The organism is Microbacterium xerophyticum, from assembly GCF_053543555.1.
This window is the reverse complement of the sequence record NZ_JBLVOB010000004.1, coordinates 388,548-394,640: the sequence shown is the minus strand read 5'-3', so window position 1 is coordinate 394,640 and position 6,093 is coordinate 388,548. Positions and strand designations below refer to the sequence as shown.

Annotated in this window: 8 protein-coding genes; 2 read left to right on the top strand and 6 right to left on the bottom strand. The window is 66.0% G+C overall.

The annotated features are described in order from the left end of the window. On the bottom strand, positions 1-304 hold a 304-nt coding region (locus tag ACNPNP_RS04540), incomplete at its 3' end, for a hypothetical protein (RefSeq protein WP_448964868.1). A gap of 149 nt (positions 305-453) precedes the next feature. Between ACNPNP_RS04540 and ACNPNP_RS04535 the strand changes: the two genes are divergently transcribed. Further along, entirely contained in the window at positions 454-1,041 is a 588-nt protein-coding gene (locus tag ACNPNP_RS04535) for a protein-L-isoaspartate O-methyltransferase family protein (RefSeq protein ID WP_448964867.1), read from the top strand. Between the two features lie 31 nt (positions 1,042-1,072). Here ACNPNP_RS04535 and ACNPNP_RS04530 read toward each other — a convergent pair whose 3' ends face one another. Beyond that, a complete protein-coding gene (locus tag ACNPNP_RS04530) occupies positions 1,073-1,732 on the bottom strand; it encodes a VOC family protein (protein WP_448964866.1) in 660 nt (219 codons plus the stop codon). Positions 1,733-1,795: 63 nt separating this feature from the next. After that, positions 1,796-2,713: a DUF808 family protein gene (locus tag ACNPNP_RS04525; protein ID WP_448964865.1), complete on the bottom strand. Its 918-nt coding sequence runs from the start codon at positions 2,711-2,713 to the stop codon at positions 1,796-1,798. A 142-nt stretch (positions 2,714-2,855) separates the two neighbouring features. Here ACNPNP_RS04525 and msrA point away from each other — a divergent pair, with 142 nt between their 5' ends. Beyond that, complete coding sequence (msrA, locus tag ACNPNP_RS04520) at positions 2,856-3,401, top strand: peptide-methionine (S)-S-oxide reductase MsrA (RefSeq protein WP_448964864.1); 546 nt, start codon at positions 2,856-2,858, stop codon at positions 3,399-3,401. 6 nt (positions 3,402-3,407) lie between these two features. Here msrA and ACNPNP_RS04515 read toward each other — a convergent pair whose 3' ends face one another. From ACNPNP_RS04515 to ACNPNP_RS04505, 3 genes are all read right to left on the bottom strand, one after another. Beyond that, positions 3,408-4,382 (bottom strand): glycoside hydrolase family 130 protein, encoded by a 975-nt coding sequence (locus tag ACNPNP_RS04515; RefSeq protein WP_448964863.1) that lies wholly within the window; start codon positions 4,380-4,382, stop codon positions 3,408-3,410. A 15-nt stretch (positions 4,383-4,397) separates the two neighbouring features. Further along, the gene (locus ACNPNP_RS04510) at positions 4,398-5,240 is read right to left on the bottom strand and encodes a carbohydrate ABC transporter permease (RefSeq protein WP_448964862.1); all 843 of its coding nucleotides are present in this window, start codon (positions 5,238-5,240) and stop codon (positions 4,398-4,400) included. Next, positions 5,237-6,093 (bottom strand): carbohydrate ABC transporter permease (locus tag ACNPNP_RS04505; protein WP_448964861.1); only part of this gene is annotated, 857 nt, incomplete at its 5' end. The genes ACNPNP_RS04505 and ACNPNP_RS04510, both read right to left, overlap by 4 nt.

Genomic DNA, 6,093 nt, shown 5'->3' with positions numbered 1-6,093 from the left:
CCACGTACCGCCGCGCGGTCGGCCCATCCACGAGCAGCGTGCGCCGCAGCACCTCGGCCGCGTCCCGGCATCCCGCCCGCGTCGACAACCGCCCGTCCCGCTCGCACTGATCCCGATCCACGATCCGCTCCGTGACCGCCACGACCGCACCATCCACCCGCCGCAACACGCGACCCAACACCCGGATCGCATCCAACAACTCCGCATCACCGGCGAAACGCAGACCATCACCCGCAGCAGAAGAACCCATCGCCTCGGCCAACAACCGATCGACACCCTCCAACTCATCCGCCAGTGATCTCATACCCCCATTCAACGCCGGGCCACCGACATTCAAACCCCAGATCAGAGCACATTCACGAACCGTGGAGAACCACCCCGAACCTCACACCTGTGCAGGAAGAGTCACGACGCGACCTGGCATCACTCCACCCTCCGGCGTACGGTCGGATTATGTCCGGAATCAGAGTGGACGCCGCTACAGAATCCCGTGTGCGCGCCGCGATGGCGGCCCACCCCCGTGCAGATTTCCTCCCCGACGAGGTGCGCCATCTGGCGGACGCCGACCATCCGGTGATGATCGGATGGAACTCGACGAACTCGCAGCCGTCGACAGTGGCGAGGATGCTGGCGCTGCTCGATGTGCAACCGGGCGACCGTGTGCTCGACGTGGGAAGCGGTTCGGGGTGGACCACTGCCATTCTCAGCGCTCTGGCCGGCGAAGGGGGCAGCGTCATCGGCGTCGAACTGGTCCCGCAACTGGTGACCTACGCGCGCGAGCGGCTCGCCGACGCACATGTTGACGCAGAGATCCGAGAGGCGATCCCCGGCGTCCTCGGCCTCCCCGACGACGCGCCGTTCGACCGCATCCTCGTCTCCGCACAGGCGGCGACGGTTCCGACGCAGCTGGAGGCCCAACTCGCGGAACGCGGACGCCTCGTCGTGCCGATCGCAGGGCTGATGACGGTCGTCGACATGCTCGACGGCATCCCGCACAGGCGAGAGGATGCCGGGATCTACAGCTTCGTCCCTCTCGTCTGAGGCGATGACTGGCACGGGAGGCGCCGGCGCATCACCCCTCCAGGTCCGCCCATCCTGCGATGTCGACGCCATGGTTATCGGGCGACGCGATCGTCCACGACTCGGGCGCGGGGTCGTGGGCAGCGATGCGTCCGCCCGCGGCGATCGCTGCCTGTACACGCCGCTCCGCCTGATCCGCCGGTACCGAGACATCGATGTGCGTGCGCCCACGCCCCGGTCGCGCCGGCGTGAGCTCATGGAACCAGAGATGCGGTCCTCGCCGGAGCGGATCGACCAGGTCCTCATCTCCGACTCGTATGTAGCCGAAGGCCGCCTCCCAGAACGGGCGGGTGTCGACTCCGGCATCCTGCGCCACCGCGATGCCGACCACCATGAGCATGCTGGGATCCGAGACCAATCCCATCGAGCGTGCTGCGGCACTGACGGCGACCGCGAGGTCGGCATCCTTACGGCTCAACGCGCCGTCGGTGCGCGAGCACGACCTGATCACCACGCCTTCCGGACGCACGTCGACGTCCGGCTCGTGGCCGACGTTCGTGGCTGCGACAGAGATCGCGCCGACGAACTCGGCTGCCTCGGCGAATGACGACGTCCGGTAGAACGCATGCGCGCCCCAGAAGAGCACTCGCCAGTCCTCGACGCCGTCGAGAGCATGAGACTCTTTCGGGAGGAGCTGCTCGAAGCTGTCCATGCCGTCGAGGCTACGCCCGCACCCGCCGCCGGAAAAGCCCTCCGCTGACCTCGAGGTCGCGCCCTACGCGGCCACAGTCGCGGGTGATTCCTCGCCCTCGTGGAAGCTCGGCTCCTTGCCCAGCATCCGTCCGATCAGAAGCACGATCCCGACGACCACGAGCCCGACGGCGAGGCCGGCCACGGCCGAGACGAACGTCTCGCCGACCCAGGCGATCACTGCACCGGCGGGCGCGAGCACGTCGTGGATGCCGTGCAGCATGTCGCTGAAGAACACCAGCCCGACCTCGCCGAGGTTCGCGAGCAGCAGGTGGCCGCCGACCCACAGCATGGCGACGGTGCCGATGACGCTGATGACGCGGAACACCGCCGGCATCGAGCGCACGATCCGCGTGCCGGTGTGGCGTACGCGGCGGGAGGGGTTCTTCGCCATCTTCAGGCCGATGTCGTCGATCTTCACGAGCAGCGCGACCGCTCCGTAGACGATCACCGTCATCGTGAGCGCGATGACGGCGAGGATGGCGAGCGTCATCCAGATGTCGAGCCCCGCCTCGAGGTTCGACAGGGAGATGAGCATGATCTCGGTGGACAGGATCAGGTCGGTGCGGATGGCGCCCCACACGAGCTTGTTCTCGTTACGGGCGCCCTCGTCCGCGTGACCATGGTGGAAGCCGAACCATTCCAGCATCTTCTCGGCGCCCTCGAAGCAGAGGTACGTGCCGCCGATGATGAGGAGGAACGGCAGCACCCACGGAGCGAACGCGGTCAGCAGCAGCGCGATCGGGATGATGATCACGAACTTGTTCGCGAGCGAGCCGAGCGTGATCTTCGCGACGACCGGCAGCTCGCGAGCCGGCGAGATGCCCTGCACGTACTGCGGTGTCACGGCGGCGTCGTCGATGACGACGCCCGCGGCTTTGGCGGATGCCTTCATCGCCGCGCTCAGGATGTCGTCGACGACGGCGAGCAGACCAACCGACATGCGTCCCCCTAGATGTTCAGGAAAGCAACATTACTGGCACGTCGGGAAATCGGATGCCGCGGGCCGGCGGAGTGCGACCTCGATGTCGTGCGGAATGCCGTCAGGGGCGAGACTGTTCCTATCCCTGACAGAGGAGCAGACAATGACCGACAACGGAACCATCACCCGCACACCCGGAACCGAGACGGCCGTCCTCGCCGGCGGATGCTTCTGGGGCATGGAGGATCTGGTCCGCCGCCAGCCCGGGGTCATCGCCACGCGCGTCGGCTACACCGGCGGCGAGAACGCCAACGCGACCTACCGCAACCACCCCGGTCACGCCGAAGCGCTCGAGGTCGTGTTCGATCCCACGAAGACGACGTACCGAGACATCCTGGCGTTCTTCTTCCAGATCCACGACCCCTCGACGCTGAACCGTCAGGGCAACGACATCGGCACGAGCTACCGCTCGGCGATCTTCCCGCTGAGCCCCGAGCAGGAGCAGGTCGCCCGTGACACGATCGCCGACGTCGACGCCTCGGGCCTGTGGCCGGCAAAGGTCGTCACCACGATCGAGCCCGCCGGCCCGTTCTGGGAGGCCGAGCCCGAGCACCAGGACTACCTGATCACCTACCCGAACGGCTACACCTGCCACTTCCCGCGCGCGGGCTGGGTGCTGCCGAAGCGCGAAGAGGCCGCGAACGCCTGACCGGCCTCACTTCGCCCGCAGGGCTCGCCCCCACGGCTGAGCGGGGTCGTGAATGGCGACGGCCAGGGTGGTGTCCGACTGGCCGTAGTACGCGAACCAACGGTCCTTGAACTTCACGAGGCCTTCGACGAACGTCACGTTCGAGACGAGACCGTTCGTGTCCTCGAAGGTCTGCGGACGCAGCCATGGTTCCTGAAGCCGGGCGATCACCTTCGTGGGCTCATCGGGGTCGATCGCGATCTGGCCGCAGCGGTAGTCGACGTCGACCGAGCCGTCGTCGTTGACCGTTCGCGTCGCGCCGTTGGTGAGGAAGACGAGCAGGCCGTTGTCGGCCAGCACAGGTGAGGTGCCGATCTCGACCAGCGCCTCATCCCAGGTGCCCGGCGTCGGGGAGTACATCGGATCGGTGTCGGCGGTGCCGGGCGTCCAGTGGATCAGGTCGTCACTTGTCGCCCAGTAGATCGCGCCCTCGCCGAAGTACATCCACCACTTGCCGTGCATCTTCACCGGCACGATCACCCCGGCCTTCGACCAGTTGAACCCGCGCGGGTCCATTGTCTTGAACGTGTCGAAGTCCTCGAACAGAGGCCCGTGCTTGGTCCAGGTGCGCAGGTCCGATGAGGTCGCGAGACACAGCTGAGCGCTGTGACGATCCCAGCCGGTGTAGGTGAGGTAATAGGTGCCGTCGATGAACGCGATGCGCGGGTCTTCGCATCCGAAGCGTTCATAGTCCTCGGAAGGGGACAGGATCGGCGCGTCCTCGCGAGTGAAGTTCACGCCGTCGGCGGATCGGGCCATGCCGATGTGCGACACGATGTCGTCGGCGTGCGCGCGGTAGAGCAGCACGACCTCGTCGCCGTCGACGAGCGCGGCCGGGTTGTAGAGGTTGGCCGATTCCCAGCTGTCACCGCGCGGACGCAGGATCGGGTTGGCCTCGTACGGGGTGAACGGGCCGAGGGGGAAGGAGGCTCCGGTGAACATGGATTCCCTTTCTGGTCAGCCTTTGACGGCTGCTCCGAGGTCGGTGGCTTTGAAGAACCGCTGGAAGACGATGAACAGGATCACGACGGGGAACGCGAGTGCCGTGGCGCCGGCGAGGATCGCGCCGTTCGGGTTCGCAGTGGACTGCGCGACGTTGGAGATGTAGTTCGCGAGCGACACCGCGAGTGGTTGGAGCGAGGCGTCCTTCGTGATGAGGAACGGCCAGAGGAATTCGTTCCACGGGCCTATGAAGGTGACGAGGATCACTGTCACGAGTACGGGACGGATGAGCGGGATCGCCACCGATGTCAGCAGTCGGATCTCGCCTGCGCCGTCGATCCGCGCCGCTTCGAAGATCTCCACCGGCAGCGCCTTGAAGAACTGCACGAAGATGAACACCGCCGTCGTGTTGATGAGGAACGGCAGGATCATTCCGAGGTGCGAGTCACCCAGTCCGTAGTTGCGGGTGATCTGCACGTAGAGCGGGATCATCAGGAGCTGGAACGGCACCATCTGCACGAGCAGCATCAGCACCCAGATCACCCCTCGGCCGCGGAAGTCGAGGCGCGCGATGGCGTATCCGGCCAGCAGCCCGAACACCACCGTGCCCAGCAGCACGCCCGCGGTGAAGATCAGCGAGTTGAAGAGAGACCCGGCGAGATCGATCCGCGAGTCGATCGCGACGAAGTTGTCCACCGTCCAGCCGCCGGTCGGGAACAGCTCGTCCGGCGCATTGGTCGGGTTCGTCTGGAACGCGCCGACCAGCATGAAGTAGAACGGGAAGGCGAAGGCGATTGCTGCGATCGTGAGCAGGATGATGCTCAGGATGCGGGGCGCCTTGCGTGTGCGCTTCATCATCTCTCCCTCGTTGCGCGGTTGGCCGCCAGCGACAGCATCCCGACAAGGATCACGAGGATCATGCCGATCGCAGCCGCCGTGTCGGGGTTCTGCTGCTGTATGCCGAGCTGGTAGATGAGCAGCACCGGCGTGGAGGAAGCCCCGTCGGGGCCGCCGCCGTTGGTCAGCAGGTACGGCTCGGTGAACAGGTTCGCGCCGGTGATGATCGACAGGATCAGCACGAGCGTGGTCGCGCTTCGCACACCGGGAACCGTCACGTGCAGGAAGCGTTTGAACGCTCCGGCGCCGTCGGTCTCAGCCGATTCGTAGAGCTCCTTCGGCACGTTCTGCAGCGCCGCCAGATACAGCAGGATGTAGAAGCCCAACTGCTTCCAGGTCACGTACAGCGCGATCATCGGCATCGCCAGCGCACCGTTCACGAGCCAGGACGGATCGGGTGCGAGCGGGCCGAGGATCGTGTTGATCAGCCCGTTGCCGGAGAACAGCAGCATCCATACGCCGACGAGGGACACGCTCGCCGTCAGATAAGGGACGTAGAACGCGACGCGATACGCGGCCACCCAGCGGATGCCGGTGTTCAGTGCCGCCGCGAGTACGAGCGAGAGCACGGCGGTCAGAGGGACGTTGATGACCAGGAAGATCAGCGTGTTCCGGAACGATCCGAGCACACGCGGGTCGGTCAGCACGGTGACGAAGTTGTCGAAGCCGACGAACGGGCGGTCGACCTCGGCGCCGGGGGCGGTGAAGAAGTAGTCGTGGAAGGCGATGTAGACCGCGAAGGCGAGCGGGTATGCGAAGATCGCGATCACGAACACGAAGTACGGCAGCGCGAAGAGGCCGCCGATCGGCTGCG

Coding starts and splice junctions, on each gene's coding strand:
- ACNPNP_RS04535 (WP_448964867.1), top strand. CDS start 454: ATGTCCGGAATCAGAGTGGACGCCGCTACAGAATCCCGTGTGCGCGCC.
- ACNPNP_RS04530 (WP_448964866.1), bottom strand. CDS start 1,732: ATGGACAGCTTCGAGCAGCTCCTCCCGAAAGAGTCTCATGCTCTCGAC.
- ACNPNP_RS04525 (WP_448964865.1), bottom strand. CDS start 2,713: ATGTCGGTTGGTCTGCTCGCCGTCGTCGACGACATCCTGAGCGCGGCG.
- msrA (WP_448964864.1), top strand. CDS start 2,856: ATGACCGACAACGGAACCATCACCCGCACACCCGGAACCGAGACGGCC.
- ACNPNP_RS04515 (WP_448964863.1), bottom strand. CDS start 4,382: ATGTTCACCGGAGCCTCCTTCCCCCTCGGCCCGTTCACCCCGTACGAG.
- ACNPNP_RS04510 (WP_448964862.1), bottom strand. CDS start 5,240: ATGATGAAGCGCACACGCAAGGCGCCCCGCATCCTGAGCATCATCCTG.